The 1717-nt window shown below is 51.4% G+C and carries 1 rRNA gene (cut by a window edge); it reads right to left on the bottom strand.

Annotated elements, in window-relative coordinates:
• Window positions 1-1644 (bottom strand): 23S ribosomal RNA (locus tag QT716_RS16220); its annotated part reaches 1381 nt to the left of the window's first position; the annotation flags it as partial.
• Window positions 1645-1717: the final 73 nt, after the last annotated feature.

Genomic DNA, 1717 nt, shown 5'->3' with positions numbered 1-1717 from the left:
ACCTCCCACCTCGTTAGAGGCTTTTCTTGGCAGTGTGAAATCAGGGACTCCAGGGTATACACCCCTTGCCATCACAGCTCAATGTATTAGAAACGGGATTTGCCTCGTTTCACACCTCACTGCTTAGACGCGCATGACCAACAGCGCGCTCACCCTATCCTTCTGCGTCACCCCATCACTCAAACGGTGGGGAGGTAGTACAGGAATATCAACCTGTTATCCATCGTCTACGCCTATCGGCCTCGACTTAGGTCCCGACTGACCCTGAGCGGACGAGCCTTCCTCAGGAAACCTTGGGCATTCGGTGGAAGGGATTCTCACCCTTCTTTCGCTACTCATACCGGCATTCTCACTTCCAAGCGCTCCACCAGTCCTTCCGGTCCAGCTTCAACGCCCTTGGAACGCTCTCCTACCACTGACACCAAAGGTGTCAATCCGCAGTTTCGGTGATTCGTTTAGCCCCGATACATTTTCGGCGCAGCGCCACTCGACCAGTGAGCTATTACGCACTCTTTAAATGATGGCTGCTTCTAAGCCAACATCCTGGTTGTCTGGGCAGCGCCACATCCTTTTCCACTTAACGAATACTTTGGGACCTTAACTGGCGGTCTGGGCTGTTTCCCTCTCGACTACGGACCTTATCACCCATAGTCTGACTCCCAAACATAAATCATCGGCATTCGGAGTTTGTCTGAATTCGGTAACCCGGGATGGGCCCCTAGTCCAAACAGTGCTCTACCTCCGAGATTCTAACGTTTGAGGCTAGCCCTAAAGCTATTTCGGAGAGAACCAGCTATCTCCAGGTTCGATTGGAATTTCACCGCTACCCACACCTCATCCCCGCACTTTTCAACGTACGTGGGTTCGGGCCTCCAGTAAGTGTTACCTTACCTTCACCCTGGACATGGGTAGATCACCTGGTTTCGGGTCTACGACCCCATACTCATTCGCCCTATTCAGACTCGCTTTCGCTGCGGCTCCGCATTCTCTGCTTAACCTCGCATGGAATCGTAACTCGCCGGTTCATTCTACAAAAGGCACGCCATCACCCATTAACGGGCTCTGACAACTTGTAGGCACACGGTTTCAGGATCTATTTCACTCCCCTTCCGGGGTGCTTTTCACCTTTCCCTCACGGTACTGGTTCACTATCGGTCACTAGGGAGTATTTAGCCTTGGGAGATGGTCCTCCCGGATTCCGACGGAATTTCACGTGTTCCGCCGTACTCAGGATCCACTCTGGAGGGAATGAACTTTCGGCTACGGGGCTTTTACCCACTCTGGCAGACCTTTCCAGGTCGCTTCACCTAACTCATTCCTTTGTAACTCCGTATAGAGTGTCCTACAACCCCAGGAAGCAAGCTTCCTGGTTTGGGCTTTTCCCGTTTCGCTCGCCGCTACTCAGGGAATCGATTTTTCTTTCTCTTCCTCCGGATACTTAGATGTTTCAGTTCTCCGGGTCTGCCTCGTATACGCTATGTATTCACGCATACGTACCATCCTATTAAAGATGGTGGGTTTCCCCATTCGGAAATCTTCGGATCAATGCTTACTTACAGCTCCCCGAAGCATATCGGTGTTAGTGCCGTCCTTCTTAGGCTCCTAGTGCCAAGGCATCCGCCGTGCGCCCTTTCTAACTTAACCAAAAAGTTAACGTTCTTCTTTCATTCAGCGATGAATGAGAAGAAAGAACAAAAGAATCGCTGTTCGGCTCACA

Source organism: Sporosarcina aquimarina (genome assembly GCF_033253705.1).
GTDB classification, from domain to species: domain Bacteria; phylum Bacillota; class Bacilli; order Bacillales_A; family Planococcaceae; genus Sporosarcina; species Sporosarcina aquimarina.
Note: the sequence above shows the minus strand (reverse complement) of the source record. Positions and strands in the feature narration are given on the sequence as shown.